Source organism: Rhodococcus sp. IEGM 1307 (assembly GCF_030056915.1).
GTDB classification, from domain to species: Bacteria; Actinomycetota; Actinomycetes; order Mycobacteriales; family Mycobacteriaceae; genus Rhodococcus_F; species Rhodococcus_F opacus_D.
This window is the reverse complement of sequence record NZ_JASHKW010000022.1, coordinates 1-22,233: the sequence shown is the minus strand read 5'-3', so window position 1 is coordinate 22,233 and position 22,233 is coordinate 1. Positions and strand designations below refer to the sequence as shown.

Annotated in this window: 23 protein-coding genes; 12 read left to right on the top strand and 11 right to left on the bottom strand. The window is 68.2% G+C overall.

The window, feature by feature from the left end; all coding sequences use genetic code 11:
* Positions 1 to 16: 16 nt before the first annotated feature.
* Positions 17 to 865 carry a dTDP-4-dehydrorhamnose reductase gene (rfbD, locus tag QM841_RS33125; protein WP_283335202.1) on the bottom strand — a complete coding sequence of 283 codons (849 nt, stop codon included), beginning with the start codon at positions 863 to 865 and terminating at the stop codon, positions 17 to 19.
* Positions 866 to 933: 68 nt separating this feature from the next.
* Here rfbD and QM841_RS33120 point away from each other — a divergent pair, with 68 nt between their 5' ends.
* Positions 934 to 2,463 carry an LCP family protein gene (locus tag QM841_RS33120; protein WP_502942675.1) on the top strand — a complete coding sequence of 510 codons (1,530 nt, stop codon included), beginning with the start codon at positions 934 to 936 and terminating at the stop codon, positions 2,461 to 2,463.
* A 23-nt stretch (positions 2,464 to 2,486) separates the two neighbouring features.
* On the top strand, positions 2,487 to 3,206 hold the full coding sequence (locus QM841_RS33115) for a TIGR03089 family protein (protein ID WP_005563294.1): 720 nt from the start codon (positions 2,487 to 2,489) through the stop codon (positions 3,204 to 3,206).
* Here QM841_RS33115 and QM841_RS33110 read toward each other — a convergent pair.
* From QM841_RS33110 to QM841_RS33100, 3 genes are read right to left on the bottom strand one after another with little or no spacing between them, the layout of a single operon-like run.
* Positions 3,191 to 3,547 (bottom strand): hypothetical protein, encoded by a 357-nt coding sequence (locus tag QM841_RS33110; RefSeq protein WP_280785200.1) that lies wholly within the window; start codon positions 3,545 to 3,547, stop codon positions 3,191 to 3,193. The two genes, QM841_RS33115 and QM841_RS33110, sit on opposite strands and share 16 nt — an antisense overlap.
* Before the next feature lie 37 nt (positions 3,548 to 3,584).
* Positions 3,585 to 4,112, bottom strand: a complete 528-nt coding sequence (gene purE, locus QM841_RS33105; protein WP_164065886.1) for a 5-(carboxyamino)imidazole ribonucleotide mutase — start codon at positions 4,110 to 4,112, stop codon at positions 3,585 to 3,587.
* Entirely contained in the window at positions 4,096 to 5,355 is a 1,260-nt protein-coding gene (locus QM841_RS33100) for a 5-(carboxyamino)imidazole ribonucleotide synthase (protein ID WP_283335200.1), read from the bottom strand. The genes purE and QM841_RS33100 overlap by 17 nt, the downstream gene beginning before the upstream one ends.
* A gap of 130 nt (positions 5,356 to 5,485) precedes the next feature.
* Between QM841_RS33100 and QM841_RS33095 the strand changes: the two genes are divergently transcribed.
* Positions 5,486 to 6,031: a GtrA family protein gene (locus QM841_RS33095; RefSeq protein ID WP_164065884.1), complete on the top strand. Its 546-nt coding sequence runs from the start codon at positions 5,486 to 5,488 to the stop codon at positions 6,029 to 6,031.
* Between the two features lie 3 nt (positions 6,032 to 6,034).
* Here QM841_RS33095 and QM841_RS33090 read toward each other — a convergent pair whose 3' ends face one another.
* From QM841_RS33090 to QM841_RS33070, 5 genes are read right to left on the bottom strand one after another with little or no spacing between them, the layout of a single operon-like run.
* Positions 6,035 to 7,369, bottom strand: coding sequence for a sensor histidine kinase (locus QM841_RS33090; RefSeq protein WP_164065883.1), 1,335 nt, complete (start codon positions 7,367 to 7,369; stop codon positions 6,035 to 6,037).
* 8 nt (positions 7,370 to 7,377) lie between these two features.
* Positions 7,378 to 8,058, bottom strand: coding sequence for a response regulator transcription factor (locus QM841_RS33085; protein ID WP_025432276.1), 681 nt, complete (start codon positions 8,056 to 8,058; stop codon positions 7,378 to 7,380).
* A 39-nt stretch (positions 8,059 to 8,097) separates the two neighbouring features.
* On the bottom strand, positions 8,098 to 8,655 hold the full coding sequence (locus QM841_RS33080) for a PH domain-containing protein (RefSeq protein ID WP_105413190.1): 558 nt from the start codon (positions 8,653 to 8,655) through the stop codon (positions 8,098 to 8,100).
* Between the two features lie 15 nt (positions 8,656 to 8,670).
* Positions 8,671 to 9,228: an HdeD family acid-resistance protein gene (locus tag QM841_RS33075; protein ID WP_280785193.1), complete on the bottom strand. Its 558-nt coding sequence runs from the start codon at positions 9,226 to 9,228 to the stop codon at positions 8,671 to 8,673.
* Between the two features lie 16 nt (positions 9,229 to 9,244).
* Positions 9,245 to 10,093, bottom strand: coding sequence for a biotin--[acetyl-CoA-carboxylase] ligase (locus tag QM841_RS33070; RefSeq protein ID WP_280785192.1), 849 nt, complete (start codon positions 10,091 to 10,093; stop codon positions 9,245 to 9,247).
* A gap of 116 nt (positions 10,094 to 10,209) precedes the next feature.
* Here QM841_RS33070 and QM841_RS33065 point away from each other — a divergent pair, with 116 nt between their 5' ends.
* Genes QM841_RS33065 through QM841_RS33055 form a run of 3 tightly spaced genes read left to right on the top strand, consistent with a single transcriptional unit; the run spans position 10,210 to position 12,864 of the window.
* The gene (locus tag QM841_RS33065) at positions 10,210 to 11,850 is read left to right on the top strand and encodes an acyl-CoA carboxylase subunit beta (protein WP_182623944.1); all 1,641 of its coding nucleotides are present in this window, start codon (positions 10,210 to 10,212) and stop codon (positions 11,848 to 11,850) included.
* Positions 11,847 to 12,209, top strand: coding sequence for an acyl-CoA carboxylase subunit epsilon (locus QM841_RS33060; protein WP_283335198.1), 363 nt, complete (start codon positions 11,847 to 11,849; stop codon positions 12,207 to 12,209). The genes QM841_RS33065 and QM841_RS33060 overlap by 4 nt, the downstream gene beginning before the upstream one ends.
* A 10-nt stretch (positions 12,210 to 12,219) precedes the next feature.
* On the top strand, positions 12,220 to 12,864 hold the full coding sequence (locus QM841_RS33055; protein WP_280785218.1) for a Maf family protein: 645 nt from the start codon (positions 12,220 to 12,222) through the stop codon (positions 12,862 to 12,864).
* On the opposite strand, the gene QM841_RS33050 is transcribed toward QM841_RS33055, so the two are convergent.
* Positions 12,847 to 14,565 (bottom strand): MFS transporter, encoded by a 1,719-nt coding sequence (locus QM841_RS33050; protein ID WP_283335197.1) that lies wholly within the window; start codon positions 14,563 to 14,565, stop codon positions 12,847 to 12,849. The two genes, QM841_RS33055 and QM841_RS33050, sit on opposite strands and share 18 nt — an antisense overlap.
* Before the next feature lie 248 nt (positions 14,566 to 14,813).
* Between QM841_RS33050 and QM841_RS33045 the strand changes: the two genes are divergently transcribed.
* Together QM841_RS33045 and QM841_RS33040 are read left to right on the top strand one after the other, a co-directional pair.
* Positions 14,814 to 16,331: a condensation domain-containing protein gene (locus tag QM841_RS33045; RefSeq protein WP_283335196.1), complete on the top strand. Its 1,518-nt coding sequence runs from the start codon at positions 14,814 to 14,816 to the stop codon at positions 16,329 to 16,331.
* Positions 16,331 to 17,773: a condensation domain-containing protein gene (locus QM841_RS33040; RefSeq protein WP_283335195.1), complete on the top strand. Its 1,443-nt coding sequence runs from the start codon at positions 16,331 to 16,333 to the stop codon at positions 17,771 to 17,773. Before QM841_RS33045 ends, QM841_RS33040 begins: the two co-directional genes overlap by 1 nt.
* On the opposite strand, the gene QM841_RS33035 is transcribed toward QM841_RS33040, so the two are convergent.
* Positions 17,733 to 18,149: a group III truncated hemoglobin gene (locus QM841_RS33035; protein WP_283335194.1), complete on the bottom strand. Its 417-nt coding sequence runs from the start codon at positions 18,147 to 18,149 to the stop codon at positions 17,733 to 17,735. The genes QM841_RS33040 and QM841_RS33035 overlap by 41 nt on opposite strands.
* 148 nt (positions 18,150 to 18,297) lie before the next feature.
* Here QM841_RS33035 and QM841_RS33030 point away from each other — a divergent pair, with 148 nt between their 5' ends.
* The 4 genes from QM841_RS33030 to QM841_RS33015 all read left to right on the top strand — a co-directional run.
* The gene (locus QM841_RS33030; RefSeq protein ID WP_011598236.1) at positions 18,298 to 19,197 is read left to right on the top strand and encodes a sulfurtransferase; all 900 of its coding nucleotides are present in this window, start codon (positions 18,298 to 18,300) and stop codon (positions 19,195 to 19,197) included.
* Positions 19,194 to 19,610 (top strand): SufE family protein, encoded by a 417-nt coding sequence (locus tag QM841_RS33025; RefSeq protein WP_009479492.1) that lies wholly within the window; start codon positions 19,194 to 19,196, stop codon positions 19,608 to 19,610. Before QM841_RS33030 ends, QM841_RS33025 begins: the two co-directional genes overlap by 4 nt.
* Before the next feature lie 21 nt (positions 19,611 to 19,631).
* The gene (locus QM841_RS33020) at positions 19,632 to 21,008 is read left to right on the top strand and encodes a condensation domain-containing protein (protein WP_283335192.1); all 1,377 of its coding nucleotides are present in this window, start codon (positions 19,632 to 19,634) and stop codon (positions 21,006 to 21,008) included.
* A gap of 131 nt (positions 21,009 to 21,139) precedes the next feature.
* A partial coding sequence (locus tag QM841_RS33015) for an acetyl-CoA carboxylase biotin carboxylase subunit (protein ID WP_283335191.1) occupies positions 21,140 to 22,233 on the top strand: 1,094 nt, incomplete at its 3' end.

Here is a 22,233-nt window from a genome sequence, read left to right as displayed (position 1 = left end):
TGGGAGAGGGTCCGCCTCACACCGCTGCACGCACAGCCGCATGCAGCGCGTCCCGCCACGGCCGCAACGGGGTCAGCCCGGCGGCGGCCCACGCACTTCCGGACAGCACCGAGAACGCCGGTCGCGGGGCGGGCCGCACGAACTGGGCACTCGTGCACGGCCGGACTCGATCCGGGTCCGCGCCTGCTTCCTCGAACACTGCGCGTGCGAGGTCGAACCAACTCGCCCGGCCCGAATTGGTGGCGTGCAGGACCGGCGCGTCGACGTCGCTGCGCCCCGCGAGTTCGAGCAGCGCATCGGCCAGGTCGCCGGCGAATGTGGGCGAGCCCACCTGATCGTCCACGACGTCGACCGTGTCACGTTCGCGCTCGAGCCGGAGCATGGTGGAGACGAAGTCGGAGCCGATCCCCGTGTAGACCCATGCGGTGCGCACGATGTGGGCGGACGGAAGCGCTGCGTGGACGGCGCGTTCGCCCGCGAGTTTGGTGCGTCCGTAGGCGGTTGCCGGACCCGTCGGGGCGTCCACCTCGTACGGTGTGTCGCCCTGCCCGGCAAACACGTAGTCGGTGGAGACGTGGATCAGCCGGGCACCCACCCGGGCGCACGCCGCCGCCAGGTTCCCAGGCCCGGTCTCGTTCACCGCCCGGGCGGTGTCCTCATCCGACTCCGCAGCGTCGACCGCCGTGTACGCGGCGCAGTTGATCACCACAGATCCGCCTTCGACCTGCGCATTCACCGCGCCGGGGTCGGTGATGTCGAGCTCGTCCGACCCCACACCCCGGGCCGGGATTCCGGTCGCCGCGGCTCGTCGGAGAAGGTGCCCGCCCAGCTGTCCCCGGGCGCCGGTCACAAGGATGTTCGTCACGGGGGTCAGTCTGGCACGCCGATCGACGCCTCCCTGCTCCCGGCGCGGCGACCAGTAGCCTGGTTTCCGTGTCACACGAGCAACCCGCACCAGACGCACCCCCGAGCACGGCTCGGCGGCCGATTCACATCGCTGTGGCGGTGCTGTCGGTGCTCGCCCTCGTCGTGACGGGATTCGCCTGGCGGAGTATCGACTCGCTGCGCAACAATCTGGCAACCGCGGGCGGTCTGGGACTCGGCGGAAGCGCCGACGGCGCCGTCGACATCCTCATGGTCGGCACCGACAGCCGCACCGACGCCCACGGCAACCCGCTGTCCCAGGAGGAACTCGACTCACTTCGGGCCGGCGAGGAAGTGGCGTCCAACACCGACACCATCGTCCTCATCCGCGTTCCCAACGACGGGAGTTCCGCCACCGCCATCTCGATCCCCCGCGACTCCTACGTCGACGTGCCGGGCATCGGCATGTCGAAGATCAACGCCGCGTACGGCGCCACCAAGGAGACCGAGCGGCTCAAACTCGTCGAGGACGGCGCCACCGACAAGGAAGCCGAGGAGGAGTCGACGAAGGCCGGCCGCGAGGCGCTCATCCAATCGGTGGCCGATCTCACCGGGATCACCGTCGACCACTACGCCGAGGTCGGGCTGCTCGGGTTCGTCCTCCTCACCAACGCTGTCGGCGGCGTCGACGTCTGCCTCAACGAACCGGTGGACGAGGACATGTCCGGCGCGCACTTCCCCGCCGGTGAGCAGACGTTGAAGGGTGCGGACGCACTGAGCTTCGTCCGCCAGCGCCACGACCTGCCCCGCGGCGACCTCGACCGCATCGTGCGTCAGCAAGTGTTCATGGCCTCGCTCGTCGGCAAGGTGCTGTCCGCGAAGACACTCAGCGATCCCGGCAAGCTGAACGAACTCAGCGGCGCCGTGCAACGCTCGGTGGTGCTCGACGAAGACTGGGACATCATCGAATTCGCCACCCAACTGCAGGACCTCGCCGGTGGCAAGGTGCAGTTCGAGACGATTCCGGTCGCGGATCTCAACGGCATGACCGACTACGGCGAGTCCATCGTCGAGGTCAAGCCGAAGGACGTGAAGAAGTACGTGGCCGGTCTCGTCGGCGAGGAACCCACCGACTCGGAAGACACCACCACGTCCGAGACGCCCAAGATCGACGCCTCGACCGTCACCGTCGACGTGGCAAATGCAAGCGACGTCGGGGGCCTCGCGAACGGCGTCGCCGACGCTCTCACGTCGCTCGGCTACGGCCAGGGCGAGGTCGGCAACTACACAGGTCAGTCGCTGAGCGAGACCACCGTCTTCGCGCACTCCGCGGACGACGACAGCGCCAAGGCGGTCGCCGCAGCACTCGGCGGACTCCCCACGGACACCGACGCATCACTGCCCGAAGGCTCGGTGCGGGTGGTGCTGTCGAGTGACTACCAGGGCCCGACGTCCGCCGAGACCACCGGCACCACCACGTCGTCCGAGTCCTCGGAGACAGGCCTCGAGCCCGCGACCACAGCAGGAACGACCCCCACCCCGGCACCGCCCGGCCCACCCATCGATGCCGGCTCGTCGGGCCCGCGTTGCGTGAACTAGAAAACGAGAGACGGATCGTGTCCATGAACCATGCGTCCCGCACGCTGACCGACGCCCTGCTCGACCCCATCCTGAAGAACGACCCGGCCGGCCCGCGCGTCACGTTCTACGACGATGCGACCGGCGAACGGGTCGAACTCTCGGCCCTCACCCTCGCCAACTGGGCGGCCAAGACCGCAAACCTGCTGCGTGACGAATTCGGCGTCGAGCCCGGCGCCCGCGTCGCGGTGCTCCTTCCCGCGCACTGGCAGACCGCCGCGGTTCTGCTCGGTGCATGGTGGGCCGGCGCCGAGGTCGTCCTCGAAGCCGACGCGGACGCCGAGATCGCACTCGTCTCGGCCCAGCACCTGGGCGACGTCGAGGACGTACCCGAGGTCGCGGCGCTGTCGCTGGACGCGTTCGGCAGGCCCGTCCCCGACCTCCCCGTCGGCATTACCGACTACGCCACCTCCGTGCGCGTCCACGGCGACCAGTTCCGGCCGACGGTCGCCGGACCCGCACTGGCCGGCAAGAGCGTCGACGACGTCCTCGCCGCAGCGCTCGCCTCCGCCGAATCCCAGGGAATCACCGGTACCGACCGGGTGCTGTCCGAAGAGGCGTGGGACTCCCCCGACGCCCTGATCGACGGTCTGGTGGCCGTCTTCGCAGCCGGAGCGTCACTCGTGCAGGTCACCAACGCCGACGACGCAGCCCGGTCGAGGCGCGTCGACACCGAGAAGATCACCCGTCAGCTCTCCCGGTAGCCGCCGTCCGCGAGGCCCGCGGCGATCTCGAACCTGTTCCGGGAACCGCGGTGCCGCAACTCCTCGAACAGATACCGCAGCGCGAAGGTCCACCCGTACGTAGCCCATTGGTCGGCGTGGACCGCTTCGTGTCGCATCAGCGATCTCGCCGGTTCCGGGCCGGTGAGGAATGCGCCGCCGATCGTCGTCCCGCCGCGCGCGTACCCACCCCGCATCCGGCTGCACACGAAGATGCCGAACTCGGCGTCGAACGCGATGCGGGCGCCCCACAGCCGGGCATACACCAACGCCAGCCGTGTGATCGCCGCGGACTGCGAGCTCCCCCGCGACGCTCGGATCATCGGCACACCGCGGCTGCGTTTCACAGGCGCAGGATACTCAGCCCAGCAGCTTGTCGCGGAGTGCCTTGTCCTTGTCCAGGACCATCTTCTCGAGCCCGTCCTGGAACGCGACCATCCGCTGTTGCAGGGCGGGGTCGGAGGCGCCGAGGATGCGGACGGCGAGCAGGCCCGCGTTGCGGGCGCCGCCGATGGACACGGTCGCGACGGGGACGCCTGCGGGCATCTGCACGATCGAGAGCAGCGAGTCCATGCCGTCGAGGTATTTCAGCGGGACGGGCACACCGATGACGGGCAGTGGGGTGGCCGACGCGACCATGCCCGGCAGGTGGGCGGCACCCCCGGCGCCGGCGATGATCACCTGGATGCCACGGCCGGCCGCGTCCTTCGCGTAGTCGAGCATGCGCTGCGGTGTGCGGTGCGCGGAGACGACACCGACCTCGAAGCGCACCCCGAACTCGGCGAGCGCCTCGGCGGCGGCCTCCATGGTGGGCCAGTCGGAGTCGCTGCCCATGATGAGCCCGACCTGTGCGCCCTGCCGTGCTGCCGTGTCACTCACCGTGTACATCCCATCCGTCGGTCCATTCAGCGTGCGAGAGCCAGTGCGCGGCGCGCTCGGCGCGCTCGCGCACCCGCGCCACGTATTCGGGGTCGTCGATCGAGCCGGGTCCGCCGACGATGTTCACGTGGCCGATCTTCCGGTCCTCACGTTCGCCCTTGCCGTACAGGTGGATCTTCGCGTCGGGCATCCGGGCGAAGAGGTGGTGGACGCGTTCGTCCATGCTCATCTCGGGGGCCGTCGGTGCACCGAGCACGTTCGCCATCACAGTGATCGGTGCGAGCGGTGCGGTGTCGCCGAGCGGGTAGTCGAGGACGGCGCGCAGATGCTGCTCGAACTGTGAGGTGCGGGCACCGTCCATGGTCCAGTGGCCCGAGTTGTGCGGGCGCATCGCGAGTTCGTTGACGACGAGCGCGCCGTCGGTCGTCTCGAACAGTTCGACGGCCATCGCGCCGACCACACCGAGTTCTGACGCGATGCGGAGCGCCAGTTCCTCGGCGGCCTCGGCGACCGAGTCGGGCAGAGCTGGGGCGGGGGCGAGGACCACGGCGCACTGTCCGTGGCGTTGCACCGTCTCCACGACGGGCCACGTGGCGCCCTGACCGAACGGTGACCGCGCCACCATCGCGGACAGCTCACGCCGCATCTCGACCTTCTCCTCGACGATGAGGGAGACACCCTTGTCGAGTTGCTGGGTGACGATGCGCTCGGCCTCGTCGGAATCGTCGGTGATCCACACGCCGCGACCGTCGTATCCGCCGCGGACGGCCTTGATCACGACGGGCCACCCGTGTTCGGCGCCGAATTTGACGACGTCCTCGGCCCAGGTCACCTCGGCGTACGCCGGGACCGGTGCGCCGAGTTCGGCGAGCTTGCGACGCATCGCCAGCTTGTCCTGCGCGTAGATGAGCGCCGTCGGCGGCGGCTGCACGTTGACGCCCTCGGCGACCAGGACGTCAAGGTGCTCGGTGGGCACGTGCTCGTGGTCGAAGGTCAGCGCGTGCGACCCGACCGCGGCCCTGCGGAGCGCGTCGAGGTCGGTGTGGCTGCCGAGGACGACGTCGGGGCTCACCTGGGCTGCGGGTTCGTCGGCGGTGCCGGAGAGCACCCGCAGGGTCTGGCCGAGCGCAATCGCGGCCTGGTGGGTCATCCGCGCGAGTTGGCCGCCACCGATCATCGTCACGACGGGTTGCCCGGCGGTCAGATCGCGGGGTGTCGTGGGACGCGGTGTGGAGTCAGAGTTGCCGGTCACGGGTCACTAGTTTGTCATGTCCGGCGCGGGGTTCCGCCGCCGAGGTGCCGGTGGGCAGTTTCTGTGATTCTCCTGATGATCTCGCCGTCAATTGGTGGTATCCGGTCCGACTTTCGTAAACTCATCCGTTGTGTCATTTGTCGACGGCGTCCTAGCACGCGTTCCCCAGCCTTTTCGGGCTCTCGCGTTGCGGCATCACGAACTGATCAAGTTCGCGATTGTGGGCGGCACCACCATGATCTTCGACCTCGCGATCTTCTATTCGCTGAGCCTGACGATCCTCGAAGAGAAGCCCGTTGTCGCAAAAATTCTGTCCGGAATTCTCGCGACGGTCCTGAGTTACATTCTCAACCGCGAATGGTCGTTCAAGAACCGTGGCGGGCGTGAACGTCACCACGAGGCCCTGCTGTTCTTCACGATCAGCGGGATCGGCGTCCTCCTCGCCGCGGCGCCCCTGTGGATCGCCAACAACGTGTTCGACATCCGCGCCGACCAGGAGAATCTGACCACGCTGGTGGTCGTCGACTTCGTGCTCAACTACATCATCGGAAACCTGCTGCAGATGGTGTTCCGCTTCTGGGCACTCCGCCGGTTCGCCTTCCCCGACGAGAACGTGCACATCATCGATCCGGACCTCGTCGACGAGGCCGTCGAGGAAGAGTTCGGCCACTCCTGATCGTCAGCGCGGTTCCCGGATCCCGGTGACCCGCGTCGGCACGTGCTCGCGCGCGAGGGGAACGAAGATCGCGAACAGCGCCGGACGGCGTCGCTGCAGTTCCAGCCGGCCGCCGTCCGCCTCGATGAGTGCGCGGGCCAGCGCCAGGCCCACACCGGTCGAACCGGCCCCCGAGAATCCGCGGTCGAAGATGTGTGGCGCGAGGTCGTTGCTGACCCCGACTCCCTCGTCCGACACCTCGACGCACACCATGGTCTCGCGGGGCGACGTCTCCTCGCCGGGCGTCCTGAGATTCTGCCCCTGGATCAGACGCACCGCGACGGTGCACGTTCCCGCCCCGTGCATGAGCGCGTTGTCGACGAGCACCGCGACGGCCTCGCGGAGCCGGGAACCGGTGGTCGACGCCATCACGTTCGTGTCCCCGCGCAGCAGCAACTCGCGGTCGACGTCTTCGAACGGCCGCTTCCAGTCCGCGATGACCACGCTGAGCTCCCGGATCACCGACACGTGGGTCTCGGTGCCGCTGCTGCGTGACGAGCGGACCAGTTCGTCGATCGCAACGGTCAATCGGTCCACCTGCGCCATTGCCTCGTCGGCCTCGACCACGACCGCGGGGTCCGAGTGCACGGACAGCTCGTCGAGCCGGAGACGGACGGCCGTGAGTCGGCTGCGGAGCTGATGGGAGACGTCCGCGACGAGCGCGTGTTCGCGCTGCAGCCGTCCCGCGATCTCGACGGTCGCGGAGTCCAGGACGTCGGAGACGCGGTCGAGTTCGGGGATGCCGTGACGCCGGGGGTCGGGCCGGAAGTCGCCCTCCGCGAGCCGGGCCGCCCGGTTGGCGACGTCCCGCAGTGGGTCGGCGAGCCGCTTCGCCGTGACGTAGGCGACCACGGTGCCCGCGGCGATGGACACGAGGACCAGCAGCGCGACGGCACCGACCGCCTGCCGTTGCTGGGTGCGCATCTCGTCGGACGGCACCTCGAGACGCAGCGAACCGGATGTGCCCATCGCGAGAGATTCCACGAGGGGCGACCGCACGGACGATTCGCCGATGTCCACTCGCGCTGCGCCGTCCTCGGTGGTCGGATAGACCACCACCAGGCGGCCCCCGGCGGGCGTCAGCAGACGCAGGGAGTTCGTGTCGAGATCACCCTCGACGACGCCGTTGACGCCCTCCTGGGTGATGATCTCCGTCGCCATCCGATCGAGCCGGACCTGGAGATCGCTCCGGTTGAAATCCTCGACCCACAACCACGCCGTGTAGATGAGCGGCACACCGAGCAGCAGTGCCGTCAGGATCACGACTGCGAGGATCGACTGGAGAATTCTGCGGCGCACTACCCCGCCTAGTCGGTGTTGATGCGGAAGCCGACGCCGCGGACCGTCGCGATGCGACGCTCGGCGGCGGGGCCCTCGTCACCGATCTTCCGGCGAAGCCACGACATGTGCATGTCGAGTGTCTTCGAGCCGCGCAGTTCCACGTCGCCCCAGACCTCCGCGAGGATGGTGTCGCGGGACACCACCTGCCCGGCGTGCTCGAGCAGCACCCGGAGAAGCTCGTACTCCTTGTTGGCGAGGGCGATCTCGGTGCCGTTCACGAGCACCCTCCGGGCAGCCGGTTCGAGCCGGATGCCGCCGACCTCGACGACGGAATCCTCGCCGCCGCCGCGACGGCGCAGCAGGGCGCGCACCCGTGCCATCAATTCCGCCAACCGGAACGGCTTGCCCACGTAGTCGTCGGCGCCCGCGTCGAGTCCGACGACGAAGTCGACCTCGTCGGTGCGTGCGGTGAGCATGAGCACCGCGAGTTCCGAACTGTGGGCGCGTACCTGCCTGCACACCTCGAGTCCGTCCATTCCCGGTAGTCCGAGGTCCAGGATCAACAGGTCGTATGCTCCGTCGAGCGCCTGCTCCAGCGCCGCCGGGCCGGTCTGCTCGATGGTGACGTCGTATCCCTCCCGGCCCAGTGCCCGCGACAGCGGGGCGGCAATGGCTTCGTCATCTTCGGCAAGCAATACAGCAGTCACCTCCACAGCGTACGGAGGTGCGCAGACGGCCGTGACCGGTTACCAGCCTTTGCCGGTGTCGGCGTCGCCGCGCGGGTCGTCTCGCTCTCGTTCGCGGTGGAGATCCATCGCGTCGAACACCTGGTGATAGAGCAGCGAGTGGACGCGCTGGACGTCGGGGATGTCGTCGAATTCCAGTGGATCGTCCGAGGACGACACGATCACCAGCGTGCCGGTGCGGAGCATCCGGTCGAGGAGGCCGTGCCGGAACTGGACGTTGCTGATGCGCCCCATCGGAATGTCGATCCCGGTGTGGGTCATCACACCCTGGCGGATGAGAACACGCCGGTCGGTGACGATGAAGTGGGTGAACTTCCAGCTGAGAAACGGCGCGACACAGCGCCATACGACGAGCCCCAGCCACACCACGAGGACGACGACGAGCACGACGTTCAGCGCGGAGCCGTCCAGCTTGTTCTCGGCGAATCCCGCCGCGAAACCTGCCACGGCCGTCGCCAGCAGAAACGTGACGGCGGGGAGCAGCAGCATCTTCCAGTGTGGATGACGGTGAAGCAGCAGTTCCTCGTCCTCGGCGAGGGCGTCCTCCGGATATCCCATGCGAAGAGTGTGCCTCTATCGCATGCGGCTGAGCACTATCGGGGTGATGACGATGATGATGCCGTACAGCACCATCCACACTCCGACCACGATCACGAACACCTCGAGCGACAGTTCGGGCTGCAGGAGGACGAAGCCCCCGGCGATGACGCTGATCACGCCGAGCACGATGGTCAGCCCGCGATCCGCGACCGAACCCGAGGCGCCTTCCACGATTTCGAGGACACCTCGGAACACCCACCACGCACCGACGACGAGCGCGATGATCACGACGGTCTGGAGGGGGCTCCTCAGCACGAGGAACGCCAGAAGTATTGCCAGGGCGCCGGATACGCCTACCAGTGTCCGTGCAGCTCCCCCGGCCTCGACGTCGGCGAACGCCCGGATGATCTGGACGATCCCGAAGCCGAAGAACTGGATGGCGATCAGGACGGCCAGCACCGTGAGCGTCACGTGCGGCCATACGAGCACCGCGATGCCGAGACCCAGGGTGAGCAGACCGAGCACCACCGTGAGACCGGTCAACGTGCGCCGGGCTGCGGTGACGGAGGACTCCGGAATTGAGGTACTCATGTACCACAGTGTGGCACTACTCGGTGCGCACCGGGCGTAAATGTGTGATGTCACCTGCGGCGACGGCGATCGTGCCGGGCTGGCCGTCGGGGGCGATCACGACCCGGCCCTCCGCGTCGACGTCCGTTGCGATGCCGATGAGTTCACGCCCGCCGGGCAGTTCGGCGCGCACTCGCTGGCCGAGCGTGCCGCAGCGGGCACGGTAGGCCTCGGCGAGTTCCGTGACGTCCCAGTTGGAGTCGTGCCATTGCTGCCAGCGATCGGCGATGGCGCGCAGCACCGCCCGCACGAGGGTGTCGCGGTCACTGACCTCGGCGCCCTCGAGGACGAGCGACGTCGCATGCTCGACGGGCAGTTCGTCTCTCGTGAGGCTCACGTTGAGACCGATCCCGACGACCACCGCCGGATCCGGTGCCGTGGCGGACACCTCGGCGAGGATGCCGGCGACCTTGCGGCCGTCGATGAGCACATCGTTGGGCCACTTGAGTTCCGCGGGAACCTTGGCGGCGGCGCGGAGCGCGTCGACGACGGCGACACCGGTCAGCAGGGGCAGCCACCCCATGTCCTGGACGCTCATCCCCGGCATCGTCAGCAACAGGGAGACCGCGATCTGCGCCTGCGGCGGACTCACCCAGGCGCGTGAGTGGCGGCCCCGGCCGCTGTCCTGGAATTCGGCGAGCAGCACGTGCCGGTCGCAGTTCGACGTCGCGGCCCGCGCGAGAAGATCGGCGTTGGTGGACCCGGTCTCCTGCACCACGTCGAGCCGCGCCCAGAACCTGCGGGTGTCGCTGTCGTCGTCACCGCGGACGAGCGCCGCGCGCAGATTGTCGGCGTTGAGAGGGGGTCGGTTCAGGTCGGTCCACATCACCACAGCCTAGGACGAGCTGGAAAAGGTACTGGTCAGTAGCCGGGTCCGGGCAACCCGCCGCCTGACCACCTCCCTTGGCAGAAGCTCGTCGGCTCTCGTTAAGCTGACCTGTCATGACCACTGTTCAGGAGCCGAGCGCGGCGGAGTCGGCGAGTACGCCCGATATTCACACGACGGCGGGAAAGCTCGCCGACCTGCGTAATCGTCAGGCCGAGGCGCAGCACCCGAGCGGTGAAGCCGCGGTCGAAAAGGTCCACGCCAAGGGCAAGCTCACCGCCCGCGAACGCATCACCGCCCTGCTCGACGACGGCAGCTTCGTCGAACTCGACGCCCTCGCCCGGCACCGCTCGGTGAACTTCGGCCTCGCCGACAACCGCCCCGTCGGCGACGGCGTCGTCACCGGCTACGGCACCGTCGACGGCCGCGACGTCTGCGTGTTCTCCCAGGACGCCACCGTCTTCGGCGGCTCCCTCGGCGAAATCTACGGCGAAAAAATCGTCAAGGTCATGGACCTCGCCCTCAAGACCGGGCGCCCCCTGATCGGCATCAACGAAGGCGCCGGCGCCCGCATCCAGGAAGGCGTCGTCTCCCTCGGCCTCTACGGCGAAATCTTCCACCGCAACGTCCAGGCCTCCGGGGTGATCCCGCAGATCTCCCTGATCATGGGCCCCGCCGCCGGCGGCCACGTCTACTCCCCCGCCCTGACCGACTTCGTCGTCATGGTCGACCAGACCTCCCAGATGTTCGTCACCGGCCCCGACGTCATCAAAACCGTCACCGGCGAAGACGTCACCATGGAAGACCTCGGCGGCGCCCACACCCACATGGTCAAATCCGGCGTCGCCCACTACGTCGCCTCCGGCGAACAAGACGCCCTCGACTACGTCAAGGACCTGCTGTCCTACCTGCCGTCGAACAACCAGGCCGCGGCCCCCCGGATGCTGCCCACCGACCCGATCACCGGATCCATCGACGACTCGCTGACCGCCGAGGACCTCGAACTCGACACCCTCATCCCGGACTCGGCGAACCAGCCCTACGACATGCACGAGGTCATCCGCCGCATCCTCGACGACGACGAATTCCTCGAGGTCCAGGCCGAACGCGCCGGCAACATCGTCGTCGGCTTCGGCCGCGTCGACGGCCGTAGCGTCGGGATCGTCGCCAACCAGCCCACCGTGTTCGCCGGCTGCCTCGACATCGACGCCTCCGAAAAAGCCGCCCGCTTCGTGCGCACCTGCGACGCGTTCAACGTCCCCATCATCACCCTCGTCGACGTCCCCGGCTTCCTGCCCGGCACCGACCAGGAATACAACGGCATCATCCGCCGCGGCGCGAAACTGCTCTACGCCTACGGCGAGGCCACCGTCGGGAAGATCACCGTCATCACCCGCAAGGCCTACGGCGGCGCCTACGACGTGATGGGCTCCAAGCACATGGGCGCCGACGTCAACCTCGCCTGGCCCACCGCCCAGATCGCCGTCATGGGCGCGTCCGGTGCCGTCGGGTTCGTCTACCGCAAACGCCTCCTCGAGGCCGCCAAGAACGGCGACGACGTCGACGCCCTGCGCCTGCAACTGCAACAGGAATACGAAGACACCCTCGTCAACCCGTACGTCGCCGCCGAACGCGGCTACGTCGACGCCGTCATCCCCCCGTCCCACACCCGCGGACAGATCGTGGCCGCCCTGCGCCTCCTCGAACGCAAAATGGTCACCCTCCCGCCCAAGAAGCATGGGAACATCCCCCTATGACCGCTATCACCGACGACGGCGTGCGCACCGAGACAGGTTCGGACGCGACGGCGTCAGTCAACGGTTCCGCAGCGGACACCACGCTCGCGAAGGGTGCGGCCACCGACCTGCCGGGTGACACGGACGGCACCGCCGCCGACGCGGCCCGTCAGCCTTTCCTGAAGGTGGTCAAGGGCTCACCGTCCGACGAGGAGATCGCTGCGCTCGTCGCGGTGCTGTCCGCGGTCGCCGCCGCCGGCAGCGGTGAACCGGATTCGCACGTACCGCCCGAGTCCTGGGGCGCTCCCACGCGGATGCACCGGAGTGTCGCCCCGTTCTCGCCGTACGCGTTCCCGAACGTGTCCGCGTACCGGCGTTGATCAGGATCCGGTGACATCCTTCGTTCTCGCCTCGGCTTCCCCGGCGCGGCTGGCTGTTCTGCGCAGCGCCGGGGTGGAGCCGGTCGTGCGAGTCTCCGGAGTCGACGAGGATGCCGTCATCGCGGCACTCGGTGCCGACGCAGCCCCCGAGCACGTCGTCACCGAACTGGCCCGCGCCAAGGCGAGCGACGTCCTCCCTGTTCTCGCACGGGACGGGATCTCGGACGCCGTCGTCGTCGGATGCGACTCCATGTTGCTGATCGACGGGTCCCTGCAAGGCAAACCCGGAACCGTCGACGTCGCCCGCGCGCGGTGGTCGTCGATGGCCGGCCGTAGCGCGACCCTGCTCACCGGGCACAGCGTCCTGCGGATCGCGGAGGGCGCGGTGGTGGGTGACGCACACGATCACAGCGCCACCGTCGTCCATTTCGCGAGCCCGCCGGACGCCGATCTGGAGGCCTACCTCGCGACCGGGGAACCACTGCAGGTCGCGGGCGCGTTCACCCTGGACAGCCTCGGGGGCTGGTTCGTGGACCGCATCGAGGGCGACCCGTCCAGCGTGATCGGGATCGGTCTGCCGCTCGTCCGGAGGTTGCTCGCGGAGGTCGGGGTCGGCGTCGCCGAGTTGTGGGCGTCGTCAGGCCGCGTCGACTGACTGTTCGTCGACCGACAGATTCCGGCGCGGAAGCGTCAACGACGCCACACCGATAGCCGCCGCCACCGCCGCGATGATCCAGAGGATGCGGCGCTCTGCCTGGAGAAACGCCTCGCCTGCCGCTGATCGGGTCGACTCCCGTGCGGCTACCACCGCGGAGTCGGCGATCTGCTGCTGAGCGGCGCCGAGCGCCGCACCCCCGGACGCCGGCGAACGGCATTCGTCGGGCACCTTCATCGGGGACGTGGACCCGAGTTGCTCCGTCGCGCAGCGCACGAACGTGTCCTCGGCCCGCGGGATCAGCGCCGGCGGCACCCCGGCCTCGGCGAGTTGCGCGGTCAACGCGGGCCGCTCGGCTTGCACCGCGTCCGCCGACTGCGTCGCGACGAGGTTGAAGAACACGACGCCGATCACCGCGAGGCCGATCGAACTACCCACCTGCTGCACGGTCGGGAGCAGCCCCGACACCGACCCGGCGTTCTGCGGTTGCACGGTCGCGAGGATCGCCGTCTGGAGCGGTGCCACGAACAGCCCGAGCCCGGCTCCCCCGATGAACAGCGGACCGGCCAGCGCCGACCACCGCGGATCGGTGCCCTCGTGCTGCAGTTGCGCCGCCAGCACGATGAGGGAGCCGGCGAAGAGCAGCATCCCGAGAGGCAGGACGAGGTTGCCGATGCGCCGATACACGGCAGCGGAGGCCAGCGCGGCGAGCCCGGTCCCCAGCGCCCACGGCAGCGTCATCACCCCGGCCCTGAGCGGTGAGAACCCGAACCCGAACTGCAGGGTGAGGGAGATGGTGAAGATCAACGACGTGAGCGTCCCGAAGAACACGAACGCGATGGCCGCGCCGAGCGAGAACGCGCGGTCGGTGAACAGTTCGAGGCGCAGGACCGGGTCGCCGCCGCGGCGCCCGAGCCGCCACTCGTGGACGACGAACGCGATCAGGACCGGCACCGAACACAGCAGCATCACCACGAGCGACGTCGGCCAGCCGCGTTCCCGGCCCTCCGCGAGCGGAAAGATCAGGAGGAACAGCCCGAGCGCCGACAGCATGGCGCCGCCCACGTCGAGCCGGCGGATTCCGTCGGGCTTCGCGTCGACGAGATAGAAGTAGCCGAGGACCAGGGCCGCGAGCCCGATCGGGAGATTGACGAAGAAGATCAGCCGCCAACCCCAGTCGAAGAGATCCCACTGGATGAGAAGTCCGCCGACGAGCGGACCGCAGATCGTGGCGAGCCCGATGGTCGCGCCGTAGATTCCGAACACGCGCGGGTGCGAGCGTTTCGGAAACAGTCCCGAGATGATGGCGAACGTCTGAGCCGACATCGACCCCGCCGCGAGGCCCTGCAACGCCCGCGACACGACGAGAGCGGTCGGCGACTGGGCCAGTCCGCAGAGCAGAGAGGCAACGATGAAGACGGCCAGTGCGGTGAGGAAGACCCGTCGTCGGCCGAGCAGATCCCCCAGCCGCGCCGCTGTGATCAGCGAACATGCGAACGAGAGCGTGTAGACGCTCACCATCAGCAGCTGCGCCGACACCGAGGCGCCGAGATCGACCGCGATGCTCGGAAGCGCGACGTTGACGATGGTCGCGTCCAGGAGTTGCATGAACACGGCGGCGAGACTGGTGGCCAGACCCAGCCACGGGACCCAGCGACCGAGTTCGCCTCGATAGAGTGCGTCACGCTGAGTCACAGGCATCCGGACAGGCTAGCGGCTCGAACCTCACGGAATGCTGTGAGGTTGTTCAAAGGTTGCTGGATGCTACGCGAAGAACTTGCAGCGTGGAACCCTTTTGCCCGACACTTGACTGGACCGGGACCGACCTGTAATCAGTCTCATACTTCTCTACCTCTCGCGGTAAGGCACTCGGTGCCGCATCCTGTTGCGAGAAAGTCCGTGCCACACCCGACCGAACTCGCAACTCGAATCCGACCAGGAGCCGCTCGATGGACTTGAACTTGATCACCCACTGGAAGCCAGAACCTGGGCGGGTCGTCGAGTGGAAAGTCACGGACGCGAGCGCACGAGCGGCTGCCGAAGCGCCGGTGGATCCGGCACTGCCGACCACCATGCAGGAGCGGCACCTGCGGCGGGCCCGGCTGGCGGCGAACAACGGCGAGACGCAGTCCCCGTGGATCGGCATCGCCTTCGACTTCCCCGGCCGCCTCGACACCGCCGCGATGACACGAACCCTGGAGCGCTACGTCCTGCGGCACGACACGTTGCACAGCTGGTTCTCGTTCGGGAACGCGGACGCCGACCCCACGGACACCACCAATGCCGTCCGACGGCACGTCGTGCCCGCCGGCTCCATCGCGCTCACGGCGCACGAGGGCGAGACCCTCACCACCCCTGAACAGGTCCGCGACCACGTCGCCGCGCGCTTCGCGAACGATACGAGCGCGCTGTCCTGGCCCGCATTCGTGTTCGGGGTGGTCGAGCACTACGACACCGGGGCTCCCGGGTGCGAGGACAGCTTCACCCTGTTCCACGCCGTCGATCATGCGCACACCGACATGCAGTCGATGATCCTCACGTTCGCCGAGACCCGGACCATCTATCAGGCCGAACTCGACGGCGTGGAGCCCGACCTGCCGGACCCGGGCAGTTACGTGGAATACAGCCGGCGGGAACGAGAGAAGGCGGCGACGCTGACCCTCGCCTCCCCCGAGGTCCACGGCTGGATCGGTCACCTCACCCGAAACGGCGGAACGTTCCCGAGCTTTCCCCTCGACCTCGGCGCTTCCGACGAACCCAAACCGGCCATCGGCAGCCGGTTCGACCTCGCCGACGCCGACGAGTGCGAGCGGTTCGGTGCCGTGTGCAAGGCCCACGGTTCCAACTTCATCGGCGGCGTGTTCGCGGCCCTCGCCATCACCGAACACGAACTGGTCGGGCGCGACCGCTACATGGCGCTGTCGCCGCTCACCACCCGCAACGACCCGCAGTTCTATTGGTCCCAGGGGTGGTTCATCAATCTCATTCCGGTCGGGTTCGCCCTCGAGGACGCCACGACGTTCACGGGCCTTGCCCAGCGCGCGCAGGACGCCTACCGGTCCGGCAAGGCGCTCGGCGAGGTGTCCGTGCAGCAGGTGATCGACACCGTGCTCGCTCAGGCCGGCCCCGAGGCGATGTCGCAACACGCCACCACACTCGCGCCGCCGCCGATCGTGTCGTACATCGACGGCAGGCGGTTGCCGCAGACCGAGAGTTTCACGTCGACCCGGGCGACCGGCATCGTCGGGGGCAAGGCCACGCAGATCGCGTCGATCTGGGTGAACCGCATGCTCGAGGGCACGTGGATGGCCGTCTCGCACCCCGATACCGACGAGGCGCACCGGTCCGTGACCGCATACGCGGAGCGGTTGTCGGCCATCATGAAAACCGTTGCCCGCGAGGGCGATTACACGGTGACATCGTTCGCGCCTGCGGCGGACTCCGCGACTGCCGCAGGGGTGGAGTAGTGCACGTCACGTCGATCGACCGGTACATGCTCGAACCCGGCCTGGTGACGGAATGGTCCGTCGCGCCGGGCAAGGTCTCCCCGTCCGCGGTGCCGCCGTCGTACAACCAGCAATTCCACCTCGACACCGCCCGCACCCACGGCGTCGGCCGAAGCGTCTGGATGGCAGCAGCTTTCGACCTTCCCGGGCGACTCGACCGGGATGCTCTCGCGCAGGCACTGGCGCACTTCATCCGCCGGCACGACACGCTGCAGACCGGCTTCGACGTGAGCCCGGACGCGATGGCGCGCGTGGATCTCGACCCCGAGGACATCACCGTCGTCGCGTCCGAGTCCTCGGTGACGACGTCACCTCACGAGCTCCGGGACCATCTGCGGTACCGGTTCACCGAGGCGTGCGACCCGCTGACGTTCCCCGCGTACCTGTTCGCCACCATCGAACGCGACTCGCACTACACCGTGGTCAGTGCGTTCGATCACACTCTCGTCGACGGATACTCGCTCGTCATCGCCCTGGGCGAACTCCGGCAGATCTACCAGCGACTCACCGGGCTCGGCGGCTCGGCCGAACTCACGGAAGCGGACCTGACGAAGGAACTCGGCGATCCCGGGAGCTTCCTGCGGTACTGCGAACTCGAGGCCGAGACGCCCGTCACCGAAATCGGCGACCCCCGGGTGCGCGAATGGGCACGCTTCTACGAACGCTGCGGCGGCACCGCGCCCAGTTTCCCGCTCGATCTGGGTGTCGAGGCGGGCAGGCCCGCACCACAGGGGGCGGACGTCCGCCCCCTCCTCGACGCCGCCGACACCGAGCGGTTCGAGGAAATCTGCCTGGACTCTGGGGGAAGCCTGTTCACCGGGACGCTCACCGCGATGGGCATGGCAGTGCACTCGATCAACGGCATCTCCCGGATGCCGTTGCAGTTTCCGCTGCACATTCGCCAGGACCCGCAGTGGGCCAATGCGATCGGGTGGCTCACGACGAGCGCGCCACTGACGGTCGAACTGACCCCGGACTGCGACTTCCAGTCCTCCTTGGCGCACACCCACGCCTCGTTCCGCACAGCCCTGACGCTCAAGGGTGTGACGATGGCCCAGGTGCGGGAGGCGCTCGGTGACGGATACCGCCGCACCCGCACCGATGTGTTCATGGTCTCGTACATCGACTACCGCAGACTGCCCGGCACCGACGATCACGACGAGCTGAACGCCCACCACATCAGCAACGTGACGGTCGCGGACGACGCGCAGTTCTGGATCTCCCGCACGCAGCGGGGTCTCGCGCTGCGGTCGCGGTTCCCGGAGACGTCGACGGCACGCCGGGCGGTCACGGAATTCCTGGTGCGGTTGCGGGAGATCATGCACGACATCTGCGAGAACGGCGTCACTCCCATCGCGGAGCTCACCAGTCAGCTGAACCTGGAAGGCACTCCCGTCGTCTGACCGCCGGAGGCTCGAACAGTCGTCGCCGCATCGCGTCGGCGATCTTGGCTGCCTCGCCCTTGGCCCGCCCCGCGACGTCGCCTGCGAACAACTCGTCGACGCTGGACGCCCACAGTTCGACCCAGCGGTCGAAGTGGCGGTCGGTGAATCCGTGCCGGCCGTGCAGCGCCCGGTGCACGGCGAACGCGCTGCCGCGGTAGACGCCGGTGCGCAGCAGGATCGTCTCCCAGAAGTCGCACATGACGGGCAGGTGGTCGTCGATGCCGATCACCGCGAGCGTCTCGAAGGCCGGTTCGAGGACCGGGTCGGCGAATGCCCGGCCGTAGAAGTGCCGGAGCAGCAGTTCCAGGTCGGCGCGCGTCGAGATGTCGGGCATGAGGCCTCCGTTCGGGTGCGAATCTACGCGCCCGCTGCGGCCTCCCTCACCGTCCGCGGGAGGTAAGTGTGAACGCCGGTCGGAAGAACTTCCGGCGTCCGCCTAGAATTGACGCCGTCCCCGTCGCATCTGCCCCAGGAGCCCACCCGTGCCCGTAGCGCCAGATCCCACCCAGTCCTTCGCCGAGTACGCCAATCCCGGTCGGCTCGTGTCGACGGAGTGGCTGTCCGCGAATCTGGGCACACCCGGCCTCAAGGTGGTGGAGTCGGACGAAGACGTGCTCCTCTACGACGTCGGCCACATCCCCGGCGCCGTCAAGGTCGACTGGCACCTCGATCTCAACGATCCGGTGACCCGTGACTACATCGACGGCGAGCAGTTCGCCGACCTGATGAGCCGCAAGGGCATCAGCCGCGACGACACCGTCGTGATCTACGGCGACAAGAGCAACTGGTGGGCGGCGTACGCCCTCTGGGTGTTCACGCTGTTCGGACACGAGGACGTCCGCCTCCTCGACGGCGGCCGCGACGCGTGGATCGCCGAGAACCGGGACACCGCGTTCGACGTCCCCGAGACCTCCCCCACCGACTACCCGGTGGTCGAGCGCAACGACGCCCCGATCCGCGCGTTCAAGGACGACGTCCTTGATCACCTCGGCAAGGGTCCGCTGATCGACGTGCGGTCGCCCCAGGAGTACACCGGCGAACGCACCCACATGCCCGACTACCCCGAAGAGGGCGCGCTGCGCGGCGGCCACATCCCGAGCGCGCTGAGCATTCCGTGGGCCAAGGCCGCAGCCCCCGACAGCCGTTTCCGCTCGCGCGGTGAACTGAACGAGATCTACGGCGGTGTGTCCGCCGACGACGACATCGTGGCGTACTGCCGCATCGGTGAGCGCTCCAGCCACACCTGGTTCGTCCTCACCCACCTGCTCGGTTACCCCAGCGTCCGCAACTACGACGGTTCGTGGACGGAGTGGGGCAACATGGTTCGCGTTCCGATCGTCAGGGGTGAAGAGCCGGGAGACGTGCCCGGCGCATCGTCATGACCGAACTACCCGATTCGCTTGCCGAGATCGTCGACGACTTCGCTGCCGTCGACGGCTCGGACAAGCTGCAGTTGCTGCTCGAGTTCAGCCGCGAACTGGCGCCTCTGCCTGCCGAACTCGAGCAGGACGCGATGGAACCGGTGCCCGAGTGCCAGTCTCCGCTGTTCCTGTCGGTCGACGACTCCGATCCGGAACACGTGCGGCTGCATTTCAGCGCGCCCGCGGAAGCGCCGACGACGCGGGGTTTCGCGTCGATCCTGCACCAGGGCCTCGACGGGCACAGTGCCGCCACCATCCTCGGCGTTCCGGACGATTTCTATTCCGCGCTCGGGCTCGCCGACGCCGTCAGTCCCCTGCGACTGCGCGGCATGTCCGCGATGCTCGCGCGAATCAAGCGGCATCTTCGCGGCTAGGCAGGATCTGAACACACACTGATGGAATTCACCGAACTTGCCGACTACCCCGTTCCGGTGGGCGCGCTCACCGAATGGTTACCGTGCGCCCGCTCGGAATGGGTGGACGACCCCCGCCCGGCCTCGTACATCCACGAGGCGCACCTGCGCCGGTGCTCCGACTCCGGTGGTCGCGAATCCTGGCTGGGCACCGCATTCGAGATCCACGGCACACTGAACGTCACCGCTTTCCGGTCGGCGCTGGAGAAGTGGACCGATCGTCACGAGGTGCTGCGCTCCCACACGGCGTTCGACGCGGAGACCGAGCGCGTACGTCGGCGCACCGTGCCGCAGGGCGGGCTGCACGTCGGGGTCGTCAGCCACGGGTACGACGCGGCCGGCGGCGACAACTTCGCGCACCTGCAGCAACTGTTCGACGAGTACGCCTCGCCGCACAGTTGGCCGTCGTACGTCTTCGCGACGCTCGAAACCGTCCAACGCGACCGATTCACGGTGTTCTTCGCGGCAGACCACTCGATCATCGACGGGTTCTCCATCGTGCTCGTCGCCCACGAGTTGACCGCCCTGTACGAGGAGGCACTGTCCGGCCGCACGGCCAACCTGTTCCCCGTCGGCAGCTACATCGACTTCGGCCGTGAGGAACGTGAGAGCTCCACCGACGCCGAGGTCAAACGGGAGGCGCTCGACGTGTGGCGGTCGGCCCTCGAGGGACCGGGCCTCCCCGAGTTCCCGCTCGAGGTCGGCCCGCGCACCTCGTACGCCCAGCAGAACCTGTCTGCCTGGATTCTCGATGCCGACCAGGCTGCGGCGTTCAACTCGGCGTGCCGCGAAGCAGAGGTGGGGTTCTTCCCCGGCCTGCTCGCGTGCCTGGGGATGGCCGGGTCGGAAGTGGCGGGGCATCAACGCTTTCGGACGGTCACTCCGGTCCACACCCGGCATTCCCCGCAGTGGGCGTCCGCGCTGGGATGGTTCGTGGGTCTGAGCCCGATCGACTTCGAGGTGACGTCGGACGACTTCGCCGCCGTCGCCCGCGAGGCCGCCGAGAGCGTGGCCCGGACGAAGCCGATCTCGGTGGTCCCGTTCGACCGGATCGAGAAGGAACTCGACATCCCCATCCGGCCGCGCTTCGTCGTCTCCTACATGGACGTCCGGTTCGTGCCCGAAGCGGGCCGCTGGCACGAGCGCAACGCCCGGGCCCTGCGGAGCCGGCAGTACACCCACGACGTGTACGCGTGGATCAATCGCACCCCCCGAGGCGTCAATCTGGCGGTCCGATATCCGGGCAACGACATCGCTGCCGCGAGCGTCCACACGTGGGTCGGGAGCCTCCGCCGGCAACTGGAACAGGTTTCAACCAGCTACCCATCGGTAGGGCTGCGAAGCGTCGGACAGCCCTGACCGGAAATTTCGGTCCGGTGACAACACGAATCGGTTCGGTGCCTAGACTCCGAAGTGATGCCGTAAACGACCGCTGGTGACACCCACGGGAGCCACCGCGGAGACAGACCATGCGAACCACAGGAGGCTCAGTGCCCAGTCATGCCAGCGCGCACATCACGAAGGTGCTCGTCGCGAACCGCGGTGAGATTGCAGTGCGGGTGATCCGGGCCGCAGCCGATGCCGGCCTGGCCAGCGTCGCCGTCTACGCCGAACCCGACGCCGACGCCCCGTTCGTGCGCCTGGCCGACGAAGCATTCGCCCTCGGCGGGCAGACCTCCGCCGAGTCCTACCTGGTGTTCGACAAAATTTTGGACGCCGCCGCCAAGTCCGGCGCCGACGCCATCCACCCCGGCTACGGCTTCCTCTCCGAGAACGCCGACTTCGCGCAGGCCGTGATCGACGCCGGCCTGATCTGGATCGGCCCCTCCCCGCAATCGATCCGCGACCTCGGCGACAAGGTCACCGCCCGGCACATCGCCGAAAAGGCCAAGGCCCCGATGGCCGCCGGCACCAAGGACCCCGTCAAGAACGCCGACGAGGTCGTCGCCTTCGCCAAGGAATACGGGGTCCCCGTCGCCATCAAGGCCGCGTTCGGCGGCGGCGGGCGCGGCATGAAGGTCGCCCACACCATCGAGGAAATCCCCGAACTGTTCGACTCCGCCACCCGCGAGGCCGTCGCCGCGTTCGGCCGCGGCGAATGCTTCGTCGAACAGTATCTGGACAAGGCCCGCCACGTCGAAGCCCAGGTCATCGCCGACCAGCACGGCAACGTCATCGTCGCCGGCACCCGCGACTGCTCCCTGCAACGCCGCTTCCAGAAACTCGTCGAGGAGGCCCCCGCCCCGTTCCTCACCGACGACCAACGCCACCGCATCCACACCTCCGCCAAGGCCATCTGCAAAGAGGCCGGCTACTACGGCGCCGGCACCGTCGAATACCTCGTCCAGGGCGACACCGTCTCCTTCCTCGAGGTCAACACCCGCCTGCAGGTCGAACACCCCGTCACCGAGGAAACCGCCGGCATCGACCTGGTCCTGCAACAGTTCAAGATCGCCAACGGCGAACACCTCGACCTCACCGAGGACCCCACCCCCCGCGGCCACGCCTTCGAATTCCGCATCAACGGCGAGGACGCCGGCCGCGGCTTCCTGCCCGCCCCCGGCCCGGTCACCAAGTTCGTGCC

Coding starts and splice junctions, on each gene's coding strand:
- QM841_RS33115 (WP_005563294.1), top strand. CDS start 2,487: ATGAACCATGCGTCCCGCACGCTGACCGACGCCCTGCTCGACCCCATC.
- QM841_RS33110 (WP_280785200.1), bottom strand. CDS start 3,547: ATGATCCGAGCGTCGCGGGGGAGCTCGCAGTCCGCGGCGATCACACGG.
- purE (WP_164065886.1), bottom strand. CDS start 4,112: ATGTACACGGTGAGTGACACGGCAGCACGGCAGGGCGCACAGGTCGGG.
- QM841_RS33080 (WP_105413190.1), bottom strand. CDS start 8,655: ATGGGATATCCGGAGGACGCCCTCGCCGAGGACGAGGAACTGCTGCTT.
- QM841_RS33075 (WP_280785193.1), bottom strand. CDS start 9,228: ATGAGTACCTCAATTCCGGAGTCCTCCGTCACCGCAGCCCGGCGCACG.
- QM841_RS33070 (WP_280785192.1), bottom strand. CDS start 10,093: ATGTGGACCGACCTGAACCGACCCCCTCTCAACGCCGACAATCTGCGC.
- QM841_RS33065 (WP_182623944.1), top strand. CDS start 10,210: ATGACCACTGTTCAGGAGCCGAGCGCGGCGGAGTCGGCGAGTACGCCC.
- QM841_RS33060 (WP_283335198.1), top strand. CDS start 11,847: ATGACCGCTATCACCGACGACGGCGTGCGCACCGAGACAGGTTCGGAC.
- QM841_RS33050 (WP_283335197.1), bottom strand. CDS start 14,565: ATGCCTGTGACTCAGCGTGACGCACTCTATCGAGGCGAACTCGGTCGC.
- QM841_RS33045 (WP_283335196.1), top strand. CDS start 14,814: ATGGACTTGAACTTGATCACCCACTGGAAGCCAGAACCTGGGCGGGTC.
- QM841_RS33035 (WP_283335194.1), bottom strand. CDS start 18,149: ATGCCCGACATCTCGACGCGCGCCGACCTGGAACTGCTGCTCCGGCAC.
- QM841_RS33025 (WP_009479492.1), top strand. CDS start 19,194: ATGACCGAACTACCCGATTCGCTTGCCGAGATCGTCGACGACTTCGCT.
- QM841_RS33020 (WP_283335192.1), top strand. CDS start 19,632: ATGGAATTCACCGAACTTGCCGACTACCCCGTTCCGGTGGGCGCGCTC.